Origin of the sequence: Catenulispora sp. EB89 (genome assembly GCF_041261445.1) — a bacterium.
Taxonomy (GTDB): Bacteria; Actinomycetota; Actinomycetes; order Streptomycetales; family Catenulisporaceae; genus Catenulispora.
The window spans coordinates 262,422-286,349 of sequence record NZ_JBGCCU010000014.1; the positions used below are offsets into that span (position 1 = coordinate 262,422).

32 protein-coding genes are annotated in these 23,928 nt (G+C 63.3%); 13 read left to right on the plus strand and 19 right to left on the minus strand.

All coding sequences use genetic code 11. The annotated features are described in order from the left end of the window. Nucleotides 1-27 precede the first annotated feature (27 nt). Nucleotides 28-375 carry a hypothetical protein gene (locus tag ABH920_RS28250; protein ID WP_370352183.1) on the plus strand — a complete coding sequence of 116 codons (348 nt, stop codon included), beginning with the start codon at nt 28-30 and terminating at the stop codon, nt 373-375. Nucleotides 376-380: 5 nt separating this feature from the next. Here ABH920_RS28250 and ABH920_RS28255 read toward each other — a convergent pair whose 3' ends face one another. Together ABH920_RS28255 and ABH920_RS28260 are read right to left on the minus strand one after the other, a co-directional pair. Next, nucleotides 381-776, minus strand: a complete 396-nt coding sequence (locus ABH920_RS28255) for a hypothetical protein (RefSeq protein WP_370352184.1) — start codon at nt 774-776, stop codon at nt 381-383. Continuing rightward, the gene (locus ABH920_RS28260; protein ID WP_370352185.1) at nt 769-1,548 is read right to left on the minus strand and encodes a ParA family protein; all 780 of its coding nucleotides are present in this window, start codon (nt 1,546-1,548) and stop codon (nt 769-771) included. Before ABH920_RS28260 ends, ABH920_RS28255 begins: the two co-directional genes overlap by 8 nt. 166 nt (nt 1,549-1,714) lie before the next feature. Between ABH920_RS28260 and ABH920_RS28265 the strand changes: the two genes are divergently transcribed. The 5 genes from ABH920_RS28265 (at nt 1,715) to ABH920_RS28285 (ending at nt 4,976) form a co-directional block, all read left to right on the plus strand. After that, complete coding sequence (locus ABH920_RS28265) at nt 1,715-1,924, plus strand: hypothetical protein (protein ID WP_370352186.1); 210 nt, start codon at nt 1,715-1,717, stop codon at nt 1,922-1,924. Next, on the plus strand, nt 1,921-2,151 hold the full coding sequence (locus ABH920_RS28270) for a hypothetical protein (RefSeq protein ID WP_370352187.1): 231 nt from the start codon (nt 1,921-1,923) through the stop codon (nt 2,149-2,151). The genes ABH920_RS28265 and ABH920_RS28270 overlap by 4 nt, the downstream gene beginning before the upstream one ends. 12 nt (nt 2,152-2,163) lie before the next feature. Next, on the plus strand, nt 2,164-2,439 hold the full coding sequence (locus tag ABH920_RS28275) for a hypothetical protein (RefSeq protein ID WP_370352188.1): 276 nt from the start codon (nt 2,164-2,166) through the stop codon (nt 2,437-2,439). A gap of 361 nt (nt 2,440-2,800) precedes the next feature. Then, the gene (locus tag ABH920_RS28280) at nt 2,801-3,331 is read left to right on the plus strand and encodes a hypothetical protein (protein ID WP_370352189.1); all 531 of its coding nucleotides are present in this window, start codon (nt 2,801-2,803) and stop codon (nt 3,329-3,331) included. A 382-nt stretch (nt 3,332-3,713) separates the two neighbouring features. After that, nucleotides 3,714-4,976, plus strand: a complete 1,263-nt coding sequence (locus tag ABH920_RS28285; RefSeq protein WP_370352190.1) for an AAA family ATPase — start codon at nt 3,714-3,716, stop codon at nt 4,974-4,976. On the opposite strand, the gene ABH920_RS28290 is transcribed toward ABH920_RS28285, so the two are convergent. The 5 genes from ABH920_RS28290 to ABH920_RS28310 form a co-directional block, all read right to left on the minus strand. After that, on the minus strand, nt 4,977-5,654 hold the full coding sequence (locus tag ABH920_RS28290; RefSeq protein ID WP_370352191.1) for a replication-relaxation family protein: 678 nt from the start codon (nt 5,652-5,654) through the stop codon (nt 4,977-4,979). Between the two features lie 161 nt (nt 5,655-5,815). Next, nucleotides 5,816-8,026 carry a type IV secretory system conjugative DNA transfer family protein gene (locus tag ABH920_RS28295; protein ID WP_370352192.1) on the minus strand — a complete coding sequence of 737 codons (2,211 nt, stop codon included), beginning with the start codon at nt 8,024-8,026 and terminating at the stop codon, nt 5,816-5,818. Between the two features lie 121 nt (nt 8,027-8,147). After that, nucleotides 8,148-8,306 carry a hypothetical protein gene (locus tag ABH920_RS28300; RefSeq protein ID WP_370352193.1) on the minus strand — a complete coding sequence of 53 codons (159 nt, stop codon included), beginning with the start codon at nt 8,304-8,306 and terminating at the stop codon, nt 8,148-8,150. Between the two features lie 172 nt (nt 8,307-8,478). Continuing rightward, on the minus strand, nt 8,479-8,679 hold the full coding sequence (locus ABH920_RS28305) for a hypothetical protein (RefSeq protein WP_370352194.1): 201 nt from the start codon (nt 8,677-8,679) through the stop codon (nt 8,479-8,481). 1 nt (nt 8,680) lies between these two features. After that, nucleotides 8,681-9,004, minus strand: coding sequence for a hypothetical protein (locus ABH920_RS28310; RefSeq protein ID WP_370352195.1), 324 nt, complete (start codon nt 9,002-9,004; stop codon nt 8,681-8,683). A gap of 198 nt (nt 9,005-9,202) precedes the next feature. Between ABH920_RS28310 and ABH920_RS28315 the strand changes: the two genes are divergently transcribed. After that, nucleotides 9,203-10,030, plus strand: coding sequence for a TetR/AcrR family transcriptional regulator (locus ABH920_RS28315; RefSeq protein WP_370352196.1), 828 nt, complete (start codon nt 9,203-9,205; stop codon nt 10,028-10,030). 166 nt (nt 10,031-10,196) lie between these two features. Beyond that, the gene (locus tag ABH920_RS28320) at nt 10,197-10,511 is read left to right on the plus strand and encodes a hypothetical protein (RefSeq protein WP_370352197.1); all 315 of its coding nucleotides are present in this window, start codon (nt 10,197-10,199) and stop codon (nt 10,509-10,511) included. Nucleotides 10,512-10,609: 98 nt separating this feature from the next. Here the strand turns inward: ABH920_RS28320 and ABH920_RS28325 are convergent, their stop codons facing one another. From ABH920_RS28325 to ABH920_RS28380, 12 genes are all read right to left on the minus strand, one after another. Further along, nucleotides 10,610-10,777 carry a hypothetical protein gene (locus ABH920_RS28325; protein WP_370352198.1) on the minus strand — a complete coding sequence of 56 codons (168 nt, stop codon included), beginning with the start codon at nt 10,775-10,777 and terminating at the stop codon, nt 10,610-10,612. 319 nt (nt 10,778-11,096) lie between these two features. Next, nucleotides 11,097-11,678 (minus strand): ATP-binding protein, encoded by a 582-nt coding sequence (locus ABH920_RS28330; RefSeq protein ID WP_370352199.1) that lies wholly within the window; start codon nt 11,676-11,678, stop codon nt 11,097-11,099. Then, nucleotides 11,641-11,916: a hypothetical protein gene (locus tag ABH920_RS28335; RefSeq protein WP_370352200.1), complete on the minus strand. Its 276-nt coding sequence runs from the start codon at nt 11,914-11,916 to the stop codon at nt 11,641-11,643. Before ABH920_RS28335 ends, ABH920_RS28330 begins: the two co-directional genes overlap by 38 nt. Beyond that, nucleotides 11,916-12,281, minus strand: coding sequence for a recombinase family protein (locus ABH920_RS28340; RefSeq protein ID WP_370352201.1), 366 nt, complete (start codon nt 12,279-12,281; stop codon nt 11,916-11,918). The genes ABH920_RS28335 and ABH920_RS28340 overlap by 1 nt, the downstream gene beginning before the upstream one ends. Before the next feature lie 241 nt (nt 12,282-12,522). After that, nucleotides 12,523-13,170 carry a dTMP kinase gene (gene tmk, locus ABH920_RS28345; protein WP_370352202.1) on the minus strand — a complete coding sequence of 216 codons (648 nt, stop codon included), beginning with the start codon at nt 13,168-13,170 and terminating at the stop codon, nt 12,523-12,525. After that, nucleotides 13,148-13,735 (minus strand): exonuclease domain-containing protein, encoded by a 588-nt coding sequence (locus ABH920_RS28350; protein ID WP_370352203.1) that lies wholly within the window; start codon nt 13,733-13,735, stop codon nt 13,148-13,150. Before ABH920_RS28350 ends, tmk begins: the two co-directional genes overlap by 23 nt. After that, the gene (locus ABH920_RS28355; protein WP_370352204.1) at nt 13,719-14,876 is read right to left on the minus strand and encodes a radical SAM protein; all 1,158 of its coding nucleotides are present in this window, start codon (nt 14,874-14,876) and stop codon (nt 13,719-13,721) included. The genes ABH920_RS28350 and ABH920_RS28355 overlap by 17 nt, the downstream gene beginning before the upstream one ends. A gap of 138 nt (nt 14,877-15,014) precedes the next feature. After that, nucleotides 15,015-15,863, minus strand: a complete 849-nt coding sequence (locus tag ABH920_RS28360) for a helix-turn-helix domain-containing protein (protein ID WP_370352205.1) — start codon at nt 15,861-15,863, stop codon at nt 15,015-15,017. A gap of 19 nt (nt 15,864-15,882) precedes the next feature. Continuing rightward, nucleotides 15,883-16,401 carry a DUF6879 family protein gene (locus ABH920_RS28365; RefSeq protein WP_370352222.1) on the minus strand — a complete coding sequence of 173 codons (519 nt, stop codon included), beginning with the start codon at nt 16,399-16,401 and terminating at the stop codon, nt 15,883-15,885. Next, nucleotides 16,398-16,628, minus strand: a complete 231-nt coding sequence (locus ABH920_RS28370) for a hypothetical protein (protein ID WP_370352206.1) — start codon at nt 16,626-16,628, stop codon at nt 16,398-16,400. Before ABH920_RS28370 ends, ABH920_RS28365 begins: the two co-directional genes overlap by 4 nt. A gap of 173 nt (nt 16,629-16,801) precedes the next feature. Beyond that, nucleotides 16,802-17,419 carry a G/U mismatch-specific DNA glycosylase gene (gene mug, locus ABH920_RS28375; protein ID WP_370352207.1) on the minus strand — a complete coding sequence of 206 codons (618 nt, stop codon included), beginning with the start codon at nt 17,417-17,419 and terminating at the stop codon, nt 16,802-16,804. Then, nucleotides 17,416-17,991: a TetR/AcrR family transcriptional regulator gene (locus ABH920_RS28380; RefSeq protein WP_370352208.1), complete on the minus strand. Its 576-nt coding sequence runs from the start codon at nt 17,989-17,991 to the stop codon at nt 17,416-17,418. The genes mug and ABH920_RS28380 overlap by 4 nt, the downstream gene beginning before the upstream one ends. Before the next feature lie 77 nt (nt 17,992-18,068). Between ABH920_RS28380 and ABH920_RS28385 the strand changes: the two genes are divergently transcribed. From ABH920_RS28385 to iolC, 5 genes are all read left to right on the plus strand, one after another. Next, a complete protein-coding gene (locus ABH920_RS28385; RefSeq protein WP_370352209.1) occupies nt 18,069-19,244 on the plus strand; it encodes an FAD-dependent monooxygenase in 1,176 nt (391 codons plus the stop codon). A 71-nt stretch (nt 19,245-19,315) separates the two neighbouring features. Further along, a complete protein-coding gene (locus tag ABH920_RS28390) occupies nt 19,316-20,623 on the plus strand; it encodes a cytochrome P450 (RefSeq protein WP_370352210.1) in 1,308 nt (435 codons plus the stop codon). Between the two features lie 131 nt (nt 20,624-20,754). Further along, complete coding sequence (locus ABH920_RS28395; protein WP_370352211.1) at nt 20,755-21,762, plus strand: Gfo/Idh/MocA family oxidoreductase; 1,008 nt, start codon at nt 20,755-20,757, stop codon at nt 21,760-21,762. Continuing rightward, a complete protein-coding gene (locus ABH920_RS28400) occupies nt 21,759-22,634 on the plus strand; it encodes a sugar phosphate isomerase/epimerase family protein (RefSeq protein WP_370352212.1) in 876 nt (291 codons plus the stop codon). The genes ABH920_RS28395 and ABH920_RS28400 overlap by 4 nt, the downstream gene beginning before the upstream one ends. Further along, the gene (gene iolC / locus ABH920_RS28405; protein ID WP_370352213.1) at nt 22,631-23,593 is read left to right on the plus strand and encodes a 5-dehydro-2-deoxygluconokinase; all 963 of its coding nucleotides are present in this window, start codon (nt 22,631-22,633) and stop codon (nt 23,591-23,593) included. Before ABH920_RS28400 ends, iolC begins: the two co-directional genes overlap by 4 nt. Nucleotides 23,594-23,928: the final 335 nt, after the last annotated feature.

The following is a 23,928-nucleotide window of genomic DNA, read 5'->3' on the forward strand; positions in this document are numbered from 1 at the left end:
ATTGAGTAATTTTTGGAGATTTAGAATATGTATAGTTCCGTTCGTCTAACAAAGCAGCAGGTCAACGAGGGTATGATATCGCGGATAGGCGACGCCATCCGCGGCGCATTTATACAGTCGGCTAAGGCAATACTTGAACAGGGTTTGCGCGGTGAAAAGCAGGCGATGAGAGTCCTCTTCGAAGCCTCACCTGCCGATTCAGAATTTTGGAACCAATACGACGACGACATCAGCGACATCCTGTATCTGAATGATGCAGCTAAGTCTGCGGTCGAGGCAGCTGGGATAGGTCTCGCCGTCGCTGAAGTTATCGACGCTGAACCAAAGAACTTTGGCGTCTTGACTCAGATGCCTCGATACGTAAACCTTCGCTAACCCCTCTAGCGGCGCTTGTACTGCTTCCCGTAGTGCTTGATGACGTACTCTTCAAGAGCGTCCTCGATGATCGCCCACGGCCGTCTTCCCTCGATGAACGCCAAGTCTCGTACGACCTGGGTGTGTCTGCTGGGGTACATGGCGAAGCCCCGGTTTGTTGGCTGCTCCTCTGTGCTCACGAGTGTGAGGTAGATCGGTCGCTCCATCGGAGCGGGGCCGGCTGCAACCGCGGTGCTCGCTTGAACCTCTGGCTCTACCCGCTCTACAGCGACCGTTGGTTGGACGAGAGCTACCGGCTCGGCCGGCGTCGGCTTAGGTGCCTCTGGGTCAACCTGCGGGATGGCGACGCGAGGTGCGCTCTCCTTCCGCTCGCTCATCTGCTTCTTGAAGTTGCTAGCCATGGATCAGGATCTCCGCGACCTGCTTATACCCCTGCGCGGCTGGGCTCTCCGGGTCATAGAGCACTACCGGTTGGTTCAGTTGCTCGGCTTCATCGACAGCAGTGGACTCCACGATGAGCTGAGGGATGATGAGGTCGCTGTACGCCTCCCCTATCCCATCGAAGACGGCCGAGGATGCGTTCGTGCGCTTGAAGCGCGTCACCAAGATGCCTCGAAGCTTGAGGGATGGGTTGTAGCTCTTTACCGCTCGCTCGTACGCCTCGATGGTGCGAGCCAAGCCGTCTTGGCTGTACGCGCTCGCTGCCGCTGGGATCAACAGCTCGTCGGCTGCGGCGAGAGCGTTGATAGTCATGTAGCCCAAGCTGGGCGGTGTGTCGAGGATGATGAAGTCGTAGCGATCGTCCAGCTCAGCCAAGATGCCCTTGAGAGCGTCGATCGGGTCAGGCGCTGTCGGGTCAGTCCCTCGAAGCGTGGCCATACCAGTCTCAGTGCGCGAGAGGTCTGGATGCCCTGCTATCAGATGGAGGCCGTCTATCAGGGTGGTGAGTACCGCCGAGGACGGAGCAAGATCCGGGTTCATAAACAAGTGGTTCAGCGTGACCGGTAGTTGGGCGGGATCAACCCCCAAGCCCTTGGTGGCGTTGGCCTGTTCGTCCAGGTCTACCAAGAGGGTCGTCTTCCCTGCCTGCGCCAAGGCTGCCGCGAGGTTCTTTGCGGTGGTGGTCTTCCCTACTCCACCTTTATGGATGGCGACTGCTATCTTCTTGGCCATTATTCATTTGTTCTCCTATGCAATTACGTTAACACGAGAGTGAACACAAAAGCAATCTCTCACTCTCCAGCTCGTGCTTACTCTAGAACTCTAGAGTTCTAGAACGTGAGAGCTCTTGAATTCTAGAGCACTATTGTATTAGAATGAAAGAGTAAGGAGAAAAGCAATGAACAAGAACGCAGGGATTATCTCGCCCGACCTCCTAGGCCAGCTCTCAAAGGTCTTCGTGACCGAGAGGCTAGGGATCAGGCCGGAGCACCACGAACTGACATCGGATACGACGTGGATTCGTCTCGCCGAGCGTCTGATGAAAGCACCCGCATCAAAGATGCGCAGGCAATCAAGCAAAGCTAAGAGACAAGGAGGGAAGCGATGAACGCACCAACACTGGCCAATGACCACAGACCTACAAGTGGGGAAGTGGGCAAGCCCACAACACCGTTAGTGGTCAAGTACACCACCCACCTGCCAAAGGAATGGGTCAAGTGGGTGAAGCGCGAGGCCGTAGAGCGGGAAGTCAAAGACTACGAGGTAGTCATGATGGCGCTTGACGCCTTCCGCCGAACCCGTCAACCCTTGATTTCGCTAGAAAATGGCTCATAATAGACCCTAGTTATGACAAACGAAGAACTATTCAACGACCTCAAGCAATTCATTGACGCGAGACTTTCGCAGGAAATGACGCATGTCGCCACGAAAGAAGACTTAGCCGGCCTTGCCACTAAGGAAGAGCTTGCGCGCCTTGCTACCAAAGACGATATCAAGGGCCTCAACACTCGTATCGACGGACTTGAGACCACGATGAACGAACGCTTCGACGAGATGATGGATGCCGAGATAGTCAAGGATCACGAGCGCCGCATCACGCGACTTGAACACAAGCTTGCTTAGAACGAATCACCCCGACAGGGGTGATCTTTTTGATGATTGCAATGATGCCTCAAAATGCTTATACTGGAGTCAAGCTAGCGTCTACCCAATGCTATGGATTTATTCGCTAGCCATCGGTTTCGGAGGGTATCTCGTCCCGTTGTAAATTTGCTCACAAAAGAGTGTTGCTTTTTCTGTTAGTTTTGTTTATTATGGAGACATAGCATTGCGGTAAGACGCGGAGAGCCCTCGAAAGAGGGCTCTTTCCTTTTATTAGAACCCTTGCCACCACGCAGGTACGCCGAGCCGCGCAATCAACTTAAACCATCCTCATCGAGGGCAGCTTTTGTGTTGCCCGGAATCAGAAACAGGAGAACGCCGCATGGCTGAACGAATCGGATCAACACTAAAGAGCCTGGAGTTCTATAGAAATAAGGCAAGCGATAGCTCCTCCGTTACTTCTATAGAAGGAGAGCAGGATCTACCAAGGGAAATTGACGACCTCATCGATAACAAGATGTACCGTCGCAAGTTCAGAGCGCTCATACGCAGGGGGCACCTGCAAGACTTGCTCGATCTGGCAGAGGTAGCGGGAGGGAAGGACAAGCCGAGCCACTGGTTCGCACGCGCCACCAGGACGACCCCTGTACCGGGGAACGAGAGCAAGCCGACCTTCTGGGAGCGCTCGCTTAGGTTCCTCGCCAAGCTGCGCAAGGTACGTCGCATCGCTCAAGAGGTCGGTCAGCGCATCAAGGTGCCAGCCGACAGCGTGAACGCTGTATTCAAGGCTGCATGGAAGCACAACGAGGGCGCCGTTCGGATGGCGGTCACCGCCGCTGAAACAGGGAAGAAGCATCCGTTCGGACTGTTCTGCACCCTCGCGTTGAAGAAGCTAGACACACAGGCCGTCTGATACCTCGTAGGACACGCTGAGATCGGCTGTGAGAGGCGCCTAGCGTGGAAGACGATCATGTCTCCGCCCAACCCCGATTTTTTGACCTGTAGGGCCTGTGAGACGGTCGCTCCGTAGAAGACCAGCACACCAAGTGCGCACGTCTCGGCGTCGAGATCGCACCCACCAAGGCCATGCCGGCCACGACCCATAGAACGGGTCTGTTCAGTGCGTACCGCGGCCACCTCTGGTCGACGTCGATCCACCGAGCGGAGTTCGTGCTATAGGTGCGGGCGTCCTTGACCGTGGCCGGCGAGGAGGGTAGATCGAGACGACCTCAGTCATTGCTGTTGGTCTCACTAAAGATCGTGTTCTACTCAAGCTAACGTGACATACTGTCAGAATGACATCCGAAGCACTTCTTGCCCGAGCTACTGACTTCTACTGCGCGTCGGATGACTTCAACGGTCTACCGGTACATAGTCTCGACATTGAGCTAGAGACTCTCCGTCAACTGTTGCGACCCCTGATTGAGGATGGGTCGCTGTATGTCAACTATGGTGATCGGCACCCCAATCCGCATGTGCTGGCGTTCGAGCCGGAGTCGGTGGACAAGCAGCTAGATAAGCTTGCCGTAAGCGACCTACGCGCGGCATGCCTCTATCCGACCGTCGCTCATCTCGAATCAGTAGTCGATCCTCAAGACTACGCTGGTCGCCCCTACACGCTTGAACTAGCGCTCGGGCATCCCGTGTTGGGCTTTCACTTCTTCGACCTCTCGGTCTTAGAGTCATATCGCAACGATCCACGTTACTACTACGAATTTGACATCGACGGCATCATCGGCGTCCATGACGAGTATTACGAGCGGTCAACCATGGCCGAGCGCGATCAGGTACTTCTCCAGACCTTCGGCCTCGCCATGGCTAAGGATCGCTATTGGGCCATTGTAGTCTTTCGGCGCTACCTCGCTTCTCTGTCCCCTGAGCACCAGCAGATCTGGAAGGCAAAGGAAGAAGACGGATCAGACGAATTTACACCGCACCCTGCCTACTGGCAGATGAGTATGGGCGAGTGGCCGGACAAGGTTTCCTTGTTCAACGCGTTCCTCGGAGAGATCGAGCAGATCAACGCGCTTTGTGAGCAGATCGGCCGACCGCCTCTGTTCAATAAGTCGTACAAGGATGAGCGTCCTCGCGACTTTGGGTATCTGATCCGTCCCACAGCTCGGGAGCTTGCAAACTTTGCTGGCGTGCTCGACAAGATGCTGTCAGACAACATGAGCCGGAAGTTCTTTCAGAATGAAGTGCCTTACGAGGATGAAGCGACCGACAAGAAGGGGCGAACCGTCGTAACGCAGCGCGGCACCATTCGCATCCTAGAAGAGTGGATTCAAGAGAAGTTCCACACCGAGGACGCTGACACTCGGCAACTTCTCGAAGAAGCCATCAAAACGCTCAAAGCTGTTCGTGCGATGCGCAATCCGAACGCTCACAAGATCGGCCTGGACGCCTACGACATCGGCCTCTTTAAGGAACAGATCAAGCTTATGCGCGGCGCCTATCGGGCTGTGCTCACCGTACGCCAGATGCTCCAGTGCTATCCGGGGTCGGAAGGCCACGAAGTCCCCGAGCATCTTGAGTTGCGGCAGGTGTGGGATTTCTAGTCAGAGCTGCATCAGCTGCGGGATGACTTCCGCGAGCATGACTACCTTGACCATCTCCCTCTGTTCCCCGGGGAGCTTCCGGATGATCCGCCCGATCTCCACCTTACGTGCCTGCTGCTTCACCACGAAGACCACGTAAGGGAAGTACTCCTCACTGCTGTTCTCCGCAGCACGCCAGTAGCCGGAGATCTTCTCCGTCAAGCGGATGGGCCGCTCAGTCCCGAGGTCGATCTCTAGGAAATAGCTTCCTGTCCGTTGCTGGTGGGGGAAGTCGAGCACGATAAACAGGTCTGCTCGCACCGGTGGAACGGAGAGTTCTACGTCCCAGCGCTTCAGCACAAGGACACCAGATTTCTCCGCCCGCCGGAGTTCTAGGTAGGCATCTGCAATCATGAGGGCATGGTCACTCACCACTGTTGACGGGCGGCCCTCCAGGTCGAGCAACGCCCGCCCATACCTACCGAGCTGATACACGTAGGGGCTCGTTCCACCTTTATCGCCGTGGGCTCGACGCCCCACCCGTGCCAGATAGCCGAGTCGTACCAACCGCCGCAGCACGGTATTAGGGACGGAGTGCGAGCGGTCGGCGAAGAGCAGTTCGCTTATATGCAGCGAGGAGAGCTGGGTGAAGGTGCCAACTAGCTTCAGGATGTCAGTGTCTCGGGTGGTCATTTCCATGGGTTCAGGTTCCTATACAGTCACGCAGTGATAGAGGTGGGTGATCTCCCTGGTCAGAGGGGGTACAGGGGTAGTTCAACGACTGGGGCTGTTCTACCCCTGTGCTAGGGGGCTGGGCTGGGCCTGCGCTACAAGTCCGCTACAAGTCTTGGACGCCGGGATTACTCGTTCCATGCCTTTCCGCCGAACTTTCGTTTCTTGCTCGTCGCTTGGCCGAGCGGCGGCGTTCCACGCCGCCGTGAGATTTCTTCTTCTACCTCGGCAACAGGTCTTCCATATGCCTTACGCGAAAGCTCCCGCACCCGGTCGGCGAATCCTGTCGGGTCACGGGGCGGCAGGGTGACCGCTGTCATTGGGGCACTCACGCCCGTCGCTGTGGCGAGGCGCATAATTACCTCGAAGCGCGCCTGGTTGGTGAAGTCGTCCTCGGTGACGCTGCGGCCAAACTGGCGTGCAAACGATCGGGCCTCATCAGCTGAGGTCTGGAACACCACCGTAGAACGGGCGTTGTTCTGGGTGGCATCCTGCAACTCTTTGGTGAGCTGGCCGAGGAACTGATGCGCCACCGTCATCGCGAGGCCGAGGCTGCGCGCTTGGGCGAACATGTCGGCCGGTGAGATGGGGAGGTTCAGGAAGTCCTGGAACTCATCGAGGTAGAGCATCGTAGGTTGGGTCGGATTGGCGACACCGCTCTGTACCGTGCTCCAGATCGAGTTAAGCAGCAGACTGCCGAGCAGGCCGGCTGTCTCCTTGCCCTCGGTAGAACGGCCGAGATTAACGAGCAGGATCTTGTTTCCTCGGATCACCTCTCGGAGGTCGATGGTGCTGGAGCTCTGCCCGATGATGTTCCGGATTGAGCGGCGGTTGTTGAGCTGCCAGATGCGATCTGAGAGCGGCTTGAAGTACTGCTCTCTCTGCGCACGAGGCAGGGCAGTGATTTCCTGCCACCAATGAGCAAGCTCCTCGACGTGTGAGACGCCACGGATCAGGTCATCCGAGAACTGCTGTTGGTTGCCCCTCGGCACGCTCAGCGCCCCCATGTCCGCGAACGTCATTTGCCCGCGTGCACCCTCGCTCATGAGAAGCGTCAGGATCAGGTGGTAGAACCCTTGCCTGACGCGCACTCCTCGGGCGTCCTGAGGGTACAAGTGGTCAAAAAGCCGCTGGATGTCGGCAGCGACCACGTAGGGCGAGCCCTGCAAGATATTGAAGCCCACCGGGTATTCCGTGTCGGTCACGTCCAGGAGCACGACGTCTTGAAGACGGTGTTTTGGCACACGGTCAAGTGCCGCTTGAAAGAGGTCACCTTTGCTCTCGATGAGGATGACCCCGCGGCCCGCCTCCATATCCTGAACAATCAAGTTGCTCAGTAGCGCCGTCTTGCCTGAACCCGTCGGCCCAACCACCTGGAGGTGCTGAGCTGATTCGACCGGATCAAGCGCCAGCATCCGTTCAGCGCCAGGGAAGTTAGACCTGGCCATCACGCGCCCTGCACTCAGCACCGCTCCGGTAGCGGGGAGATGACGAGTGCGACTTCGAGGCAGGCCCGCGATATGAGGACTGCCGATCGGCCAGGAGATGAGCGAGACCAGTTCTGTGGTCGAGAGCTTTGCCGGGTACAAGACTGAACCGCTCGCGTGCTTAATGCGCTCCATCAACCGGCCTGACGTCACCAGGCGCTTCTTGAACCGGTTGTCTGGGCTATGCACACTCGTCAGGCTGTTTCGGACGTTCAAGAGCAGGCCGGCCGCCCTGACGTGGTCGCTGGCTTTTGCGGCCACCCGCAGCACCGCGATGAAGTTGGGTTCAGCAAGCTTCGCGCGACGGTCGGCAATCTCGTCTTTGTCGGCGCTGCGGGTGCCAGAGAGAAGCTGACCAACCACGCTGTACTTGCTGGTGCTCTGCTCACGGCCCTGCTTGGGAAGCGTCTCCTTCGCCGCAGGCCGCACCACCCACTGAATCAACAGCGCTTCGCCCCTGGCGAGACTCTGCATGTTAGTGAGGACGCTCGTCGAAAGAGCCTCAGCGTCATGGATGTTGAGCGTGCGGCTTGGGTTCGTCTGACCCAGCTCCACCGCGGTCGTCCACTGATGCTCGGGTTCTTCGTTCTCGGGCGTCACCGTCATGCCGGGCACCAAAGAACGGAGCTGGGGGACGATGTAGCCCGCAGAGTTCTTCGGTACCCGGATGCGGTGCGTGATGCCCAGCTCCGTTGCCCACGACTCGAACGCCATGGTCGGTACGTTCAAGAGGTGAGTCCCAGCACGGAGCGTTCCTGAGACGGCATTGAGCCACTTCGCCACCTCAGCGGCTGCCAGTTCGGCGGGGAAGGTGAGCCGGTACGACGCACGGGTGTCATCGGAAGTCTGCATGCTGATCCGTCCCAAAAAGAGAGCGCTGGAAAGCGCTAGGACAGCTGAGAGGGTGAGAAAAGCTGGCGGATTCATACATGTCTATTTTCTCACATTGACATACGCCTGGGATGTGTAGTTTTTACCACCGCGTCATGCGGTGATAGATCGCGCCCATCACGACGACGATAATCAGTGCGCTGATGAGGTACGGCACCATCGGTGCAACCACCCACCACACCGCCTTGACGGCGAAGGCCCCCAACAGCAGTGTGACGAGCCAACTCCGAGCCTTCTTCACGGCAGTACCTCTCTGCTGGAATCTGCCGACCTATCCCGGAGGCCGGCGGAGAGTTGGGTCGGGAAGCTCAAAGACCACCTGCCCCGTCTCGTAGTCGCTCGGTTCCACACGCCCAAGCTTCTCGGCCGTAGTGACCTCGGGACGCGACTACGAGACGGGGCAGGCTCAGTGATTAGCGGCGGTATTCGCGAGCAAGCCGCCGCATGTCGTCCATGGCCTTCAACTTTCGGAAGTGCATCCGGTTGGCGACGATGACCATCCGACGCTGCCGCTGGCGACGATAGTTGTGCTGCTCGTAGATCCCCTCAATCAGCCACCAGAGGGGAAGCAGGCCAACGGGGCCAAGGATGATCACGAGATTCAGCCAGCTCATATCAGTAGCCTCGTCCCAACGCCCGCACGTCATACGCCGTCTGGCGAGCAAACTCCTCGACGACGGGAACAAGCAGGCTACCTAGGAACGGGTCACCGTCCGCCAACTCCCGCGCAAGGTTGCCCACGTCGGCGATGTCATGCATTCCTTGCTCGGCTCGGCGTTTGCGAAGCATAGCGGTGAACTCCTGCTTTCCCGCCTGGTACATCAGCTCCGCTCCCGTACGCTCCGCCCGCCGCTCGATCTCGCGCTGTACGCCAGAACGCCGGGTCAACGCGCCGTGCCGTTCGTCCGGTTGGCCACCGAACATCAGGTCTTTCCCCATGACTCCCTCTCCTTCGTGTCCGGGCGCAGGCAGTTAGAACCTGCCCTTCAACCGTCGGCCAGCCAGGTGGCTAGGTCGTTGAGACCAAACTGACAGACGTGACAGCTTGAGTCAAGACCTATCGTTCGACTTTTGTGTCGGTTGGGCATGGAGCTCACGTCTTGACCGACCTGTTGGTTGAGCTTAGCCTCTGGTGACATGGCAGAAGAAGAGATCAGCCCTCGACAGAGGGCCGCAGAGACCAAACGTCGACGGACACGCGAAGCGATCATCATGGCCACACTCGACCTCTATGACGGGCTAGATCATGGCGACTTCACACGCGACCAGGTTGCCGAGGCGGCCGACGTTGGGACGGCAACCGTCCACAACCACTTCAACACCAAGTTTGAAATGCTTCGGGCGGCGCACGAACGCTTGCTCGCCCCGATCATCCAGCCAATCGTGCGCGGCCACGAGGATGGTACCTACCACCCAACTGACGGTGTGCATGAGCTGATCCGCTACGTCTACAGCATCGCCAAGATGAGCCATGAATACCGGGCGCTCACAGTCGCGATGATCCGCGCCTACTTCGAAACGCCGCCGGAGAATAGGGAGGAACTGTCTACCTCCGATGGCATTTACCAACGCCGCCGTGATCGCCTGCTCGCTGGTCACATCACCGATGGCCTGCATCCCATCACCATGCAACCGCCCTTCGTGCCACCGGAGTCGGAGGGAGTGGCGTTCGCGTTTACGTTTCTCTCTGACAAGCATCTCTTGGGGCCGGGTACGCTCAACTACCACGCAACCGCCCTGCTCATGGAGCTCTATCATCAGCCGCTCAGCCCTGGATCTTCGGATGAGCAAACAGATGAAAGGCTGACTGGAATCACCTCCACCGTCTGCGGCGAGCTACTTCCTGTCTTGCTGCCAGGTGAGGCTAGGAAATCAATGCTCGAACAGGTTCGAGAGATTGCCCCTAAGGTCGAAGAGCAGTTCGAGCAGTGGAAACGCCGAAAAGAGATGCAGGGCTGGCAGTAGCACCCGCGAGTCACTAGAGCATCCGGCCATAGCTATGGCCGGATGCTCTTTGTCTCTGGGTTGCGGATGAAATTGCTTGTGCTTGCATTTATGACTAAATCCTTCATAATACCCCTCGGCGAATTGGTATTCATCTTCGCCAAGAGGATTCATGAAGGGAACTCTTATGAGCAGCGGTCCCGACTCATTTCCGGATATCTCCGGCAGTTTCGCCGCCGTCTCGGCCCAGATGCGACAGCGCAAGCTGGACGCCGTGGCCGAGATGCGGCGCATCGTCCAGGAGCACACTGGCACCACCATGACCCATGAGGAGTTCGCCAAACTGCTGCTCTCCTCTCGGGATGCCCCCCAGCACCACACCCACGATGAGGTTATCGCCGACCTGCGGAACCTGGCCGAGGACTACCGGTGTCATGGGAGCGCTGACCTGGCCGCCAAGTTCAACGAACTCGCGGATCTGGCTGAAACCTTCAACAACTGACGCGACTGCGTCGGCATAGCCCCGCACCACCCAACGAAGAACACCCCGTGTCCGTTGGTCGGTCGCGGGGTGTTCTTCGTTTTCAGGGTCGAGCGTGCTTACTGCTTCACTTGAATCGTCGCGGTGCCGTCGTCGTTCCTGGTCGTCTCAATGACGACGAACCCGTTCTTGTTGAGGGTGTTCTTGCACCCCTCGCAGTTGTCGGGGTCGAGCCCCGTCATAATCGGCCCGGACGCGACACCTGGCTTCACCCAGCCGTCAGTCACGGTGCCTGTCTTGCCACACTCTGGGCACGTAGCTGAAGTGACGGACATTAGTACCCATCCGTTCGTAGATCGCCTGGTAGTTCCGATCAGCCATCGTATCGCCCTCGGGAGACTCGGTGCAGGTCGCCGAGATCCACCCACCGAAGCCCGGTACCTTCCGTGCGCACCAGAGCGACAGGAAGACAGCACACGTCAATAGGTGGCATGTCGTCCGGGATGTCCTCGGGGTTTGGCTTGCAGTACGAAGGCAGCACCACGACGCTTAAGCGTGGCTCGTCACCGACGCGCACCACGTCGCCCTTGTCGAAATGGTCAACCATTAGAGATCCCGCAGTCCGTCACGGACGCGCTCGATCAGGGCGACGTTCTCCTCAACCTTGATCGGCTGCACGGGTGGTGCGTTCGACCTATGGCGCTTCGGCAAGGGGCCTTGAACCATCGAAATGGCTAGCTCGGCCCACACCCACTTACCGCCGCCCTCGGGGCGGTAGAAGTTCCACCTTCGACTCAGAGTCTCGACAATGAACAGCCCTCTGCCGCTCTCATCGAGCTCTTCCACACTGCTGACGACGGGTGCGGTGGTGTCCCGATCCCACACCTCAACGATCAGGCCGTCACGCAGAACAACCAACCGGACTTGCAACATGGCGAGGCCCGCCAGCTCGGTGAATCGGGGCGACGGCCTGGTGATGCCGGTCTTCTTCACGGCGTTCGTCACCAGCTCGGACGCGATGAGTTCAGCATCGTCAGTGAGGTGCTGTAGGTTCCACTGCTTCAAGGTGGAGCCGACGAACAGCCTGGAGCAGCTGACTGCCGTTGCAACAGCCGCGAGGTTGATCGAGCTCATCAGGCTCGGCCGCGGGCTAGTCATGGCCGGCTGCGGCTTGGTCGTGTCGTTCATCTGACGCGCCGACGGACGTTCGGCCGTTGCCCTCATCGGAGTTGCCACCTTCCGCGTCGTAGCCGTGGGTTTGCCGCGCTCGATCTCGGATCGTCGCTGCGCAGTCAAGGAGGTGATCTGCGAACCTAAGCTGTTCCTCGCGGCTGATGTCGCCCTTCAGGACGCCGACCACATACCGGCCCGTGGTTGCCGCAATAACGTTGATCTGCACGAAAATCAGCTCGTCGCGCTCGTCCACTAGATGCCGCCCAACGTGGCGTCGTCAGCTCCAATGGGAGCATCGCCCTCGACAGTCCAGAGGCACGCCGATGCCTCTTGGCTCAGCCGCTCGACCATGATTTGAAACAGGATGGGGTGAGCCGACAGATGCTCATAGGAGGGCACGATCACCGCTCTGGCCTCGACTCGCTGAATCTCGGCGATCAGTTCCTCGAACGTGGAATGATCCCCTGACACGTACTCGTAGAAGGTGCGCTCGTAGCTGAACCCCTCGGCTCTAGCGAGGTGCTTCATGCGCTGCTCGGCTTGCTGTATGTCGTCCTCGGACGAACCGTCCTCGATGCGCACGTAGCCGTAGATCAGAGGCTTCACGGTGATCTCCACAGGTGTGGATGGCAGGACTGACAACGGAGGCGGGTCACGTCGCCAGTCCTGCCGGTCTTAGGACGCCCTCTCTAAAGGGCGAGATTGTGTTCAGCGAGAACGGCCAACTCACAGGGGAAGTCGGAACCGCACGCTGCACACTGGTCGTGATCGCTTCAGTGCTCCGTGATGACTTCGGCCGCGAGGGAGTGAAGCGCCTCGACTACGCTGCTGGCCGCGTCATCCTTGGTGGTTTCGGCTATCACGGCGACACCTCGCTCACTGCGAAGAGGCTCAGCAAGTGGTCGCGGATGAGACCAGCCGATTGCTCAGGTGGCCGCTGGTTACAGTTCACGAGAAGCACCTCAAAGCCCGCCGCCACCAGGCGTTCGGTGGCCTCCTCGTAGAAGCGCACTTCATCGTGCGAACTTCCGGGCTGGAGCTGGAAGCGGTTATGAGCGCCACGCTCGTGCAGTCGCTCGGAGACGATCCACGGGTCAGCCTGGAGGATCACAGCGAGGTCGGGACGATCTGCCTCGGCGTTGAGTTGCCAGAGAAACGCCGGTTCTACGGCGTCGAAGCGCTGCATGACCAAGCCTGAGGGGATGTACCGGTCACTCAACACGATGCGCCCGGCCCGCATATTCGGCCGGATCTCGGTCTCGACGTGGTGGTACCGATCCGCCGTGTACAAGCACGCGAGCGTGTGACCCGTAGTGGTCTCGGTCAACTCCCGACACAGCTTGCCGATAGGGCCATCACTTGGCTCCTGCGTGACGTGAACGTCTTTGCCACCGGCGACGAGCAGTTGCGCTAGGTGATTGACGATCGTCGTCTTGCCTGCGCCGCTCGGGCCGTCAATGCTGACGAACAACCCGCGACGAGGTTCAGAAGAGGGTCGGTACTTCATCGTCGCCCCCTCCCGCTACTTGGCGGAGTTCATCGAGCGAACCCGCACGGGCGACAAGTGCCGCGAACAACCCGGCGGTGACAAGCGCGTCATGCGTTGCCCGATGAGGGCCGAGGCCATCAGGCAGGCCGGCGCCGAACCCTAAAGCGTCCACCAAAGCGCCGAGCTTGTAACTTGAGTGGCCAGGCATCAGGCGACGGGCGAGCTTGAGTGTGTCGAACACCTCGGGACAGTGCCAGTCAGGAAGCTGGCGACGCAGGACGCTAACGTCAACGTGGGCGTTGTGCGCCACGATGGCGTCAGCATCAAGCATGCTGAGAACGTCGTCGCGGTACTCGGCGAATGGTGGAAGGTCGGCCACGTCGTCGTTACGGATGCCATGAATGGCCGTCTCCATGTATTTGATGGGCTCTCCGGGCCTGACCATCCAGCACACCGGGTCATCGATGACGCCCCCGATAATCGGCACGATAGCCAGCTCGACCAGCTCGGGTGGCTGCTGGCCGTTGCCCTCCACGTCCACGACGACGTAGGTGAGGCTCTTCCAATCAGTCACCTTGCTCACGACCCTTCCACCCGATATCGGCGCGACCATGCCGACCGACATGATGCGGATGTGCGGCGTCGTGAACCTGGAAGCCGAGCGTGTGTTGCAGGTAGTAGCGCGGTTGCTCGCTGACGAGTCCGGACACCACGGCCGCGCGAGCGGTGATGTCCTTGACCACGAGGTCGCGCGCCTCCGGCAAGACCTCGGCGACTTCCCACAACTGCTCCACCGTTGGCACCTGGTGAGCCTCGGCGCAGCGACGGAGCTGACTCAGCGGACAGATGTCACAGAGTTCCCGGATGCCGTAGTGGCCGTTGTAGTCGGGAAGGGCATGCGCATAGGCCACGGCGCAGGATGTCTTGCGGAACAACGCCTCCGAGGTGGCGAAGGTCGCAAGAACCCGCCGTTCCAACGTTTCGGGTACGATTTTCCGTCGCGCCGTGTCCTCGTAGGGCTCCGGCAGCCCGTTTTGCTTGTAGTACTCGGCGATCTGGTCACGGTAGAACAGGCCAGTAAACACGGTGGCGTCCGCGACCTGGCTCAGGTGAAACGCCTCATCGAGATGTTCCGGTGAGTCGTTGAGCCCTGGCACGAGCGGACGCCAGTAGAGGATCGTCCGGTACTTCCGACGCTCCGGTGTACTCATGAGCTTCAGCGAGTCGGCCGCCACCGATGACGGGAAGGGTTCTATCCTCTCGTCGTCGATGCCTGAATACGTGAAGAGCAGCGTCACCTTGAGACGCACCAGGTTGTTGAGGCGGGCGATGTCCTCGGGCTGCATTCGGTGCCTGGTGATGACGAGCACGTGGTTAGTCAGCCCACGCTTGTCGAGGTCGTTCAAGACGGCGAAGGTGTGCGGCCGGACTGCCGGGAGGAACGGGTCGGTTGCCCGGTTGAAAAGCTGGATCGGCGTCACATGCGCCTGGAAGTACCGGTGATTGACCAGTTCTTCCACTGCTTGGGCGTCGGTCATGAGGGCGCGGGGCTGACGCTGACCCCAGAGCTCGTAGATATGGCGGATGCAGTACGCACAGTCCAGCGTGCACCCCTGGATGTGGTTGAGGCTGAGCCCTGACTTGCGGTACTCCACGACATCGCGGGCGCGCTCGGGCAAACGTTCGATTTGTTCCCTGCTCAGCAGGGGAACGATGGTGGCCACCTGGATTTCTCCCAGCTCACTCGGTCGAAGGACGCAGATATAGGCGTCCCTCGGCGAGACTAGAGCGCTGGCGGGCACGTGGATAGAAAGTTTCTCGGCATTTCTAGCAACGCCACGAAAGAGTGAGGTGGCGCGAAATCAGTCGCTACCCTCTGACTCCTCGGGAGCAAGATCCTCGATCACTCTATTGATGATCGCCCGCGCGCTCCGGCCATAGCTGGCGACCGCCGCGAGCGACTCAAAGATGCCGCTGTACAGGGAAATCTCTTGCGGCTGAGCAAGGTTCAGCTCCGCTGAGAAGGTCTCGACCATCACGCGGTCGTGGTCGAGAATCCAGAAGCCGTGAGCCGGTGCGACCACATACGCGGTCTCGAACCCGATGATCCCGAGCTTCACATTCGGCAGCGACGTCAGCGAGACGAGTCGATCCAACTGACCGATCATCACCTCTGGCGGACAGAGCCGGTATCTGAGCGCTGCCTCGGTGAGAACGAGGTGGAACCGCTTGTCAGGCCGGTACAGGATCTCTTGCCGCTGCACCCGCGCAGCTACAGCCTCGTTGATGTCGTTGCGCACCTTGAAGACAGTGATGCTCTGGGCAAAGCGATACCGCGCGTACTCGGCTGTCTGGAGAAGCCCAGGGATAAAGGTGGACTCGAACGCTCGGAAGAGCCGTGTACGCGCGTCCAGTTCGGCGATCTCTTGTTGGTGCGGCTTCAGACCCGTCTTGAGCTGCCGCTGCCACTCCGCGTGCTGGACTTCGAGTGTGTGCAGCGAGGCAAGCAAGGCTTCGGTTTCGCCCTCGCTGCCAGTTGCCCCCGTCCAACTACGGATATCGTCATCGGTCGGTGTCTGTCGGCCGTTCTCCAGTTTGGAGACCTTGGATGGTGGCCATGACAAAGACTCCGCGAGCTGCCTGCCGCTTAGTCCTGCGGCAGAGCGGAGCTCACGGAGTCGTTTGCCCAGCGCATCACGTGCCTCATGCACGTTGGTGGCACCGGTCGTTCTATTCGGTGGCAAAGTCGTCCCGTCGTACGGCGCGGTGCCAGGCGGCATCTCGCCAGTAGTTGTGTTGCACGATCACGGCGGGGTCTTCGATGAGTTCACCGCCCAAGAAGTTCTCGTCGTCATCGAACCGCATCCGCACCAGTTTGGACGAGTCGAACAACCAGTAGTCGTAGTCCGGGAGGCCGGCTGCGGCTTGACGGGTGAGGTACCGGATGTCTTCCCCGGCGTCGTTGGTGTACTTCGAGCAGAACACACCGAAACGGCTGTAGTCGGTGAGCGGCACCGTCACTACTCGGACGCGCATGAAGCGGCGGCCTTCGGCCGACGCCTGCTGAATCATCGTCAGCCAGTTCTGGAACCAGCCCATTTCAACCGGCTCGCCCGCGACGAACTGACGCAGGGCCTCCGACTCGTTGGCGGACTTGTAATGGTCGCGCGTCTCCAGTCGAAAGGCGCTGTGCTCGAAGTCGCGGAAGAGCTGGCCGAACTCTGGGCCGGGCTCGATGATCCGGCTCAGTTGCCCTCCTCCATGTACCGGAGCGCGTACATCTTGAGCACGTCTTCCGGGATCTCGATCAGGGTCTCGTGGTCGGGCACGTCACCGATGTCGGCGAGCGCCTGGGAGTCGGTGACCTTCCACCCCTGCGCGATGAACGTCACGCGGTCGGTGCGGTCGGTCGCGAACAGGGTAGGCGACTGGCCTTCCTGCGAGTTGGGATCTTTGCCGAGGAACCGAGCACGCATGGCGCCCCTCCATTGCTAGAAATGTGGCGAACCGTTCTCGGTCATGATGAGGCGACGGTGCGACAGCGTCAAGGAAGGGGGATGTGACCAGGCAACTCTAAGAAGAGAACACGTGCTCGGATGGTCATCGGAACCAATGGCCCCCGCGCCTGGTCAGCGGACGAGTAGGGTCGTCACGAAGGGTGCGGCGTCGGGGGAGTTCGACTAACATCGTTATCTGACAGGGGCGCACACGAGGCGTCAGGCACCTCTGTGACCAGCCGAAACGCGCGGAACGCGTCAGTCAGTCTGGGTGTAGTCCACAGCGCATTGAGGCCGCTCGGATTGGGCAACACCCACAGCCCGGTCTCGCCGACCACGCGATCCTGCCGCCCCACCACGGCCTTCGGCGCGTCGAACGCGATCCGGTACGCCCCGATCCCCACGACCGCCAGCCACCGCGGCCGGAACTGCTCGACCTTCGCCCGCAGCACCTCGCCGCCGGCGCGGTACTCCTCGGGGCGCAGCTCGGCGGCGCCGGCGGTGGCGCGCGCCACGACGTTGGTGATGCCCAGGCCCCAGCCGAGGAGCTGCTGCTGGTCGGCGGGGGCCAGCTGGCGCGGGGTGAAGCCGGAGCGGTGCAGCGTCGGCCAGAACCTGTTGCCGGGGCGGGCGAAGTGGTGGCCGGTCAGGGCCGAGAGCAGACCGGGGTTGATGCCGCAGAACAGGACGTCCAGGTCCGGGGCGATGACGTCGTCGAGCGTGCGGCCGGTGGCGGCGGCCAGGTCTTCGGGGGTGTGGCGGGCGGTCATGAGGCAGGCCGCAGTCCGTCGAGCAGGACCGTGAGGTAGGCCTCGACAAGGTCCTGCGACAGGGGCCGGGTGCGCGAGACGGCGTGCGTGGTCTCGGCGACGAGGGTGCTCAGGACTTCCGGATCGAGATCGGAGCGGATCGCGCCCTCGTGTCGCGCGCCGGCGATCATCTTCTTCACGGCCGCGACCAGGTCGGCGCGTAGCGCGGTGGTGGCCGGCAGGTCCAGGCCGTGGAGCTGGTCGCTGATCGCGTGGTGCGCCGACTGGAAGGCGATCAGTTCGCGGAGATAGGTGCGCAGAGACTCCTCCGCCGTCGTCTCGGCGAGCAGGTCGTGTGCCCGCCGGACGACCGGTTCGAGCAACCGGGAGACGGCGGCGTCCAGCAGCGCGTCCTTGCCGCCGAAGGCGCGCACGACCGTCGCGGCGCCGAGCCCGGCCTGCTTCGCGATGGCCTCGACGGTGAGCGTGGCATCCGGGCTGGCCAGCAGCGACATCGCGGCGTCCAGGGCGAGCTGGCGGTTGCGGACGGCGTCGGCGCGGCTTCGGCCGCCGGGTTCAGGGTGAGTTGACAACTGGAATGCTCATTCCACATGCTAAATGGAGTGTACGTTTCAGATAAGCCTAGCGCGAGAAACCGCGAGGACCCTCGATGAACGAGCAGATCCTGATCTCCGGCGCCGGCATCGCCGGCCTGACCTTGGCGCACTGGCTCACCCGGCACGGCTTCGAGCCGACCGTCGTCGAGCGCGCCCCGGCCTTGCGCGCCGGCGGCAACGGCGTGGACCTCCGCGGCCACGCCGCGGAGGTGGTCCGGCGCATGGGCCTCATGCCGCGGGTGCGCGAACTGGCCGCCGACGTGCGCGGCCTGAAGTTCGTGGACGCCGCCGACCGGGCCGTCGCCCGCATCGACATGCGGGCGCTGGATCCCGACGGGGTGGAGATCATGCGCGGCGATCTGGTCGCGCTGCTGCATGAGACGACTGGCATACCGATCCTGTTCGGCGACTCCATCCGCACCTTGGAACAGGACCGGGACGGAGTGGACGTCACGTTCGAGAAGGCTCCCGCGCGCCGCTTCGACCTGGTCGTCGGCGCCGACGGCATGCACTCGCACCTGCGACGGCTGGCCTTCGGGGCTCGGGAGGAGTTCATCCGGCACAAGGGCCACTACTTCGCCTTCGCCGACGCCGACAGCGCCCTCGGCGAGGACCGCTGGGTCACGATGTTCAACACCCCGGGCCGCATGGCCGGGATCTATCGGTCGGGAAACCATGCGCAGGCCAAGGCGTACTTCGCCTTCCGCTCCGCCCCGCTGGACTACGACCACCGGGACCCGGCTGTGCAGAAGCGCCTCCTCGGCGACGCGTTCGCCGAGCAGACGTCCTGGCGGACCAGGGAACTGCTCGACGTCGCCCTGGCCGACCCCGACTTCTACTTCGACGCCTGCGCGCAGGTCCACATGCCGTCCTGGGCCACCGGCCGCGTCGCGCTGGTCGGCGATGCCGCCTGGTGCCCTTCCCCGGCCTCCGGCGCGGGTGCCGAGCTGGCCCTGATCGGCGCGTACCGGCTGGCCGGGGAGCTGGCCGCCGCGGGCCGCGACCACCAGGCGGCCTTCGACCGCTACGACACCGCCCTGCGGCCGCTGGTCGCCGCGAGGCAGCGGATCGGCATGAATCTCCGCCTCATGGTGCCCCGGACGCACGGGGGTCGATACGTTCGCAATGTTCTGGCTCACTTGCCGCTGATGAAAGCCGCGAGCGCGGTGGAGCGCCGGGTCCAGGGCGGGAGGGCCCGTCCGCTGCCGGAGTACACAGTGGCTGGATAGGAACGTGACCTCCCCGACGCCGCCCGCGCGCCACCGTGACTCGGCGCGCCTAGCGAGTCAGAATTCTGATTATGTCGGATCTTCCTGTACTGAACACGTCGGACCCCGAATACGCGCGCGATCCCTATGCGTTGCTGGCCCCGATCGCCGAGAGCGGGCCGGTGGCGCGCGTCGTGCTGGACGGTCTGCCGGTGTGGCTGGTCACCGGGTACGACGAGGCCTTGGTCGTCATGTCCTCGCCGCAGATGAGCAACGACGGGATCAAGAACGCCGGGGCGGCGGCGCGGTCGGTGTTCTGGACCGGGGCGGCTGATCGCGGCTTGCAGTCGCACATGGGCCGGCTGGATCCGCCGGACCACACGCGGCTGCGGGGGTTGGTGCAGCAGACGTTCACGCCGCGCCGCGTGGCCGCGTTGGAGCCGTGGATCCGGCAGGTCGCGCGGGATCTGATCGCGGCGTTCCCCGGCGGCGGCGGGGCCGGCCGGACCGGCGAGACCGGCGAGACGGGCCAGACCGAGACCGACGTGGTCGACCTCATGTCCGCCTACGCCCTGCCCCTGCCGATCACGGTGATCGCCGAGCTCCTGGGCATCGACCCCGCCGAGCGCCCCGACTTCCGGCACTGGGCCGACACCTACCTGCACGCCGACGAGCGGCACGTGGAGGAGGCCGCCGAGGCGGGGCGCCGGGTCGGGAAGTTGTTGGCCGGGCTGGTGGCGCAGCGCCGCGCGCATCTCGGCGACGCGCCGCTGGACATCTCCCACGAAGGCACCCTCGTCGACGGTCTGATCCGGGCCCGGGACGAGGGCGACGCGCTGGACGAGCCCGAGCTGTTGTCGTTGCTGTTCCTGCTGCTCGGCGCCGGATATGAGACCACTGTCAACCTGATCGGCAACGGCTCCCTGATGCTGCTGTCGGACCTCGAGCGGCTGGCCGCGCTCCGCGAAGATCCGGCGCTCGTGCCGGCGGCGGTCGAGGAGTTCCTGCGGCTGGATCCGCCGGTGAAGGCGGTGTTTCCGCGTTATCCGCTGGTCGATGTGGAGCTCGGCGGCGTGCTGATCCAGGCCGGGGAGCCGGTGGTCGTGCACTTCAGCGCGGTGAGCCGCGACGAGCGCCGCTACAGCGATCCGGCTGTCTACCGCCCAGGCCGCGGCGCCGATCGCTCCGAGCCGTCGCACCTGACGTTCGGCTACGGCCTGCACCACTGCCTCGGCGCTCCGCTGGCGCGGCTGGAGGGCCGCGTGGCGTTCGATGAACTGCTGCGCGCGTATCCGCACCTTGAATTGGCCGTGCCGGTCGAGGAGTTGCGCTGGGAGCACAGCCGGCTGTTCCGCGGGGTGTCGGCGCTGCCGGTGCGCCTGGGGCCGCCGGCCGTCTGACAGGTATCAAGGCCATGATGACAATGTGTCCGGACGTTAAAATGTCATAACATTCGGTTGACCGGCTGCCCGGTCCGCGCGAAGCTCCGAAGCAGTGGTCACCACAGGCACCCGTAGCGACGGAGGCTGGCATGACACTGTTGGGGCTGGTCGGCGTCGGACGCATCGGGGCGTTGCACGCCAGGACGCTGCACGGACTCCCGGACGTCGAGGTGGTGGTCGCCGACGTCCAGTCCGGCCGGGCCGAGGCGCTGGCCGGGAGCCTGGGCGTGCGGTGGGCCCCGGACATCGACTCGCTGCTGCGCACCGAGCTCGACGCGCTGGTCGTCGCCACCCCCACCGGCAGCCACGCCGAGCTGATCGAGCGCGGCGTCGCCGCCGGGGTGCCGGTGTTCTGCGAGAAGCCGGTCGCCGAGAACAGCGCCAAGACGCTGGAGGTCATCAAGAGCGTCGACAAGTACGGCGGCCGCGTGCAGATCGGCTTCCAGCGGCGCTTCGACGCCGGGTACGCGGCGGCGCGTGCCGAGGTGCGCGCCGGGGCGCTGGGACGCGTGCACACGCTGCGCGCGCAGACCTGCGATCCGTTCCCGCCGCCCGCCGGTTACATCGCGACCTCCGGCGGCATCTTCCGGGACTGCAGCGTGCACGACTTCGACGCGATCCGGTGGGTGACCGGACGGGAGGTGGTCTCGGTGTTCGCCTCCGGTTCGGATCGGGGTGAGGCGTTCTTCGCCGAGTTCGGGGACGCTGATACCGCGGCTGCCGTGGTGCACCTGGACGACGGCTCTTTGGCGGTGGTGACGGCGACTCGGTATCACGGCGCGGGGTACGCGGTGACGTTGGACGTGCAGGGCTCCCGGGGCAGTGTCGGGGCCGGGTACGACGACGGGCTGCCGCTGCGGCCGGTGGGTGCCGACGGCGGCGGAACCTGGCCGAAAGGCCCGGCGCACGCCGGTTTCCTGGAGCGCTTCCGCCAGGCCTACGTTGGCGAGCTGGAGGCGTTCGTGGAGTACGCGAAGGGCCGGATCGAGAACCCCTGCCCGGTGGGCGACGCGTTGGAAGCGTTGTATGTCGCCGAGGCCTGCGACCTGTCGCGGGCCGAGAACCGGCCGGTGACGATCGCGGAGGTGCGGCGGTGACGGGGGTCGCGGACCGGATCGCCGGGGCCCCGATCTCGTGGGGCGTGTGCGAGGTGCCGGGCTGGGGCCACCAGCTGACGGCCGAGCGGGTGCTGACGGAGATGGCCGAGGCCGGTCTGCGGGCCACGGAGTTCGGGCCGGACGGGTTCCTGCCCGAGGACCCGCACGAGCGGCGCTCGCTGCTGAAGGAGTACCAGCTCCTCGCGGTCGGCGGGTTCGTGCCGGCGGTGCTGCACGAGCCGGGCCACGATCCGTGGCCGGCCGTGGCCGAGGCGCTGGCCGGGTTCACCGCGGCCGGGGCGGATCTGCTGGTGCTCGCCGCCGCGACCGGGTCCGACGGCTACGACTCGCGGCCGGTGCTGGACGTCGAGGGCTGGCGGCTGCTGTTCCAGAACCTGGACCGGATCCGGGCGCGGGCCGTGGGGTTGGGGATCCGCACGTGTCTGCACCCGCACGTCGGGACGATGATCGAGACCGGCGAGGAGGTGGAGCGGCTGCTGGAGTCCTCGGACACGCCGCTGTGCCTGGACACCGGACATCTGCTGATCGGCGGCGGGGATCCGGCGTCGCTGGCGTCGCGGGCGGCGGACCGGATCGTGCACACGCACCTCAAGGACGTGGACGCGGCCCTCGCGGAGCGGGTGCGCGCCGGCGAGCTGACGTACTACGACGCGGTGCGCGCCGGGATGTACCGACCGCTGGGCGGCGGGGACGCGGACATCGCAGGAGTCGTATCCGCCCTGGAAGGGAACGAATATCAGGGCTGGTACGTGCTGGAGCAGGACACGGTCCTGGCGGCCGAGCCGGCGCCCGGCGCCGGTCCGGCTGCCGACGTGCGGGCGTGCGTCGCCTACCTGGAGGGCCTGGCATGACCTACGACGTCGTCACGATGGGCCGGGTCGGGGTGGACGTGTATCCGCTGCAGGTCGGCGTGGGGCTGGAGGACGTGGAAACGTTCGGGAAGTTCCTGGGCGGCAGCGCCACGAACGTCGCGGTCGCCGCCGCCCGGCACGGACGGCGGGTCGCGGTGGTGACGCGGGTCGGCGCGGACCCGTTCGGGCGCTTCGTACGGCGCGCGATCCGCGGCTTCGGGGTCGACGACGCGTTCGTGGCGGAGGTCGAGGGGCTGCCGACACCGGTGACGTTCTGCGAGATGTTCCCGCCGGACGACTTCCCGATCTACTTCTACCGCTGGCCCAAGGCCCCGGACCTGATGATCGCCCCCGACGAGCTGGACCTGGACGCGATCGCCTCGGCGGGAGTGTTCTGGGCGACGCTGACCGGCCTGTCGGCCGAGCCGAGCCGCTCGGCACACCACGCGGCGTGGCAGGCGCGGTCCCGCCGGCCGCACACGATCCTGGACCTGGACTACCGGCCGCAGTTCTGGGAGTCGGGCCCGGCGGCGGGCCGCGCGGCCCGCAGGGCGCTGCCGAGCGTCACGGCCGCGGTCGGGAACGTGGAGGAGTGCTACACGGCGGTGGGGGAGCGCGACCCGCACCGCGCGGCCGAGGCGCTGCTGGGCCTGGGGCCGGAGCTGGTGGTGGTGAAACTCGGCGGCGACGGAGTGCTGGCGCGCACGGCGGAGCAGACGCTGGAGGTACCGGCGCCGCCGGTGAAGGTGCTGAACGGCCTCGGCGCCGGCGACGCGTTCGGCGGCGCACTGTGCCACGGCCTGCTGGAGGGCTGGCCGCTGGAGCGCACGCTGCGCTTCGCGAACACCGCCGGGGCGCTGGTCGCGGCACGGATCGAGTGCTCGACGGCGATGCCGGGGACCGGCGAGGTGCTGGCGGCGCTGGCGGCGCTGGCGGCGCTGGAGGCCGGGGATGGGTGAGGCGGCGGCCGGGCGGGTGCGGTGGCGCTGTGCTGCGGTGGGGCCTGAGCCGCGGGCACAGCAGTGGGCCGACCGGCGGGATCGGCGCGGCGAGCAGCAGGCTGATTGCGGCGGGCCGGTGGTGTGCGGCGTGCGCTTTGCCTGGCCGAGGGCTGACTCGCGGGCTGACCGACGCACTCGGCAGCTGGCTCCGCGCGGTGAGCAGCAGGCTGATTGCGGCGGGCCGGTGGTGCGCGGCGAGCGCTTTGCCTGGCCGAGGGCTGACTCGCGGGCTGACCGACGCACTCGGCAGCTGGCTCCGCGCGGTGAGCAGCAGGCTGATTGCGGCGGGCCGG

Bases quoted from the DNA above. Each gene is read 5' to 3' on its own strand.
- ABH920_RS28250 (WP_370352183.1), top strand. From the start codon at position 28: ATGTATAGTTCCGTTCGTCTAACAAAGCAGCAGGTCAACGAGGGTATG.
- ABH920_RS28255 (WP_370352184.1), bottom strand. From the start codon at position 776: ATGGCTAGCAACTTCAAGAAGCAGATGAGCGAGCGGAAGGAGAGCGCA.
- ABH920_RS28260 (WP_370352185.1), bottom strand. From the start codon at position 1,548: ATGGCCAAGAAGATAGCAGTCGCCATCCATAAAGGTGGAGTAGGGAAG.
- ABH920_RS28265 (WP_370352186.1), top strand. From the start codon at position 1,715: ATGAACAAGAACGCAGGGATTATCTCGCCCGACCTCCTAGGCCAGCTC.
- ABH920_RS28270 (WP_370352187.1), top strand. From the start codon at position 1,921: ATGAACGCACCAACACTGGCCAATGACCACAGACCTACAAGTGGGGAA.
- ABH920_RS28275 (WP_370352188.1), top strand. From the start codon at position 2,164: ATGACAAACGAAGAACTATTCAACGACCTCAAGCAATTCATTGACGCG.
- ABH920_RS28280 (WP_370352189.1), top strand. From the start codon at position 2,801: ATGGCTGAACGAATCGGATCAACACTAAAGAGCCTGGAGTTCTATAGA.
- ABH920_RS28285 (WP_370352190.1), top strand. From the start codon at position 3,714: ATGACATCCGAAGCACTTCTTGCCCGAGCTACTGACTTCTACTGCGCG.
- ABH920_RS28290 (WP_370352191.1), bottom strand. From the start codon at position 5,654: ATGGAAATGACCACCCGAGACACTGACATCCTGAAGCTAGTTGGCACC.
- ABH920_RS28295 (WP_370352192.1), bottom strand. From the start codon at position 8,026: ATGCAGACTTCCGATGACACCCGTGCGTCGTACCGGCTCACCTTCCCC.
- ABH920_RS28305 (WP_370352194.1), bottom strand. From the start codon at position 8,679: ATGAGCTGGCTGAATCTCGTGATCATCCTTGGCCCCGTTGGCCTGCTT.
- ABH920_RS28310 (WP_370352195.1), bottom strand. From the start codon at position 9,004: ATGGGGAAAGACCTGATGTTCGGTGGCCAACCGGACGAACGGCACGGC.
- ABH920_RS28315 (WP_370352196.1), top strand. From the start codon at position 9,203: ATGGCAGAAGAAGAGATCAGCCCTCGACAGAGGGCCGCAGAGACCAAA.
- ABH920_RS28320 (WP_370352197.1), top strand. From the start codon at position 10,197: ATGAGCAGCGGTCCCGACTCATTTCCGGATATCTCCGGCAGTTTCGCC.
- ABH920_RS28330 (WP_370352199.1), bottom strand. From the start codon at position 11,678: ATGAACGACACGACCAAGCCGCAGCCGGCCATGACTAGCCCGCGGCCG.
- tmk (WP_370352202.1), bottom strand. From the start codon at position 13,170: ATGAAGTACCGACCCTCTTCTGAACCTCGTCGCGGGTTGTTCGTCAGC.
- ABH920_RS28370 (WP_370352206.1), bottom strand. From the start codon at position 16,628: ATGCGTGCTCGGTTCCTCGGCAAAGATCCCAACTCGCAGGAAGGCCAG.
- mug (WP_370352207.1), bottom strand. From the start codon at position 17,419: ATGACCGCCCGCCACACCCCCGAAGACCTGGCCGCCGCCACCGGCCGC.
- ABH920_RS28385 (WP_370352209.1), top strand. From the start codon at position 18,069: ATGAACGAGCAGATCCTGATCTCCGGCGCCGGCATCGCCGGCCTGACC.
- ABH920_RS28390 (WP_370352210.1), top strand. From the start codon at position 19,316: ATGTCGGATCTTCCTGTACTGAACACGTCGGACCCCGAATACGCGCGC.
- ABH920_RS28395 (WP_370352211.1), top strand. From the start codon at position 20,755: ATGACACTGTTGGGGCTGGTCGGCGTCGGACGCATCGGGGCGTTGCAC.
- iolC (WP_370352213.1), top strand. From the start codon at position 22,631: ATGACCTACGACGTCGTCACGATGGGCCGGGTCGGGGTGGACGTGTAT.